Origin of the sequence: Duganella guangzhouensis, from assembly GCF_009674535.1 — a bacterium.
Lineage (GTDB): Bacteria > Pseudomonadota > Gammaproteobacteria > Burkholderiales > Burkholderiaceae_D > Rugamonas > Rugamonas guangzhouensis.
The window spans coordinates 1-800 of the sequence record NZ_WKJK01000062.1 but is presented as its reverse complement, the minus strand read 5'-3'; the positions used below and the strand labels follow the sequence as shown (position 1 = coordinate 800).

At 57.8% G+C, this 800-nt stretch carries 1 protein-coding gene; it reads right to left on the bottom strand.

Annotated elements, in window-relative coordinates; all coding sequences use genetic code 11:
• Positions 1-800 (bottom strand): hypothetical protein (locus GJ699_RS34325; protein WP_195763723.1); only part of this gene is annotated, 800 nt, incomplete at both ends.

The window sequence follows — 800 nt, the reverse complement described above, 5'->3', positions numbered from 1 at the left end:
GTGGTGGTGTTGTCATAGCGCTTTTCCAGGATGTGGCCGTCGGCGTCGCTGAGGTAGGCCGCCGAATTGTAAGGCGTTACGGTTTGGTTTGCGTACTGCAGCAATTGTTTGATGTTGCCGTTGGCATCATATTCCTGCTTGGTGGACTTCGAGGCGGAGGTGCCGTCGTTCTGGACCGTGGTCCACGTGGTCAGATAGCCATCGCGGCCCAGTTTGGTGTAGATGCTGGTGACCTGGCGGGTTTTGCCATCCGCGGCGGTAAGGGTGTAACTGGCCAGGTTGTTATAGCGGTCGTAGCTGCCATAATCGATGGTGCTTTTGAGCTTGCCATTGGTGGCGGTCGAGCCGACCTCGGTGACCAGTTGCTTGATCAAGCGGCCACGGCTGTCGTACTGGCTCAGGCGCGCTTCCTTGTTGACGGTGTCGGAGGTGTATACGACGCGGCCGGCCGCGTCGTAATGGCGATTGCCGATCACGGCATTGCTGCCATTCTTGATCTGCGACAGGCGGCCTTGCGCATCATAGGCATAGTTTTCCGTGGTCGTGCCGCTGCTGCTGACGGCGACGTCCTGGGTGCGGTTGCCGGCCCAGTCATAGCTGATGCTGTGGCTGGTGATGTTGCTGGTCTGGCTGGTGCCGCTGGCGGTGGAAACGATGGTTCCGCCGATGGTTTTTTGCCGGTTCATCTTGTCGTAGTCGTAATTGACCGTGACGACTTTTTTCTGACCGTTGTCACTGGTGTAGGCAGTGCTCTCGCTGGTGCGATTGCCATTCAGGTCGTACTTGTAGTGAACGTTGTA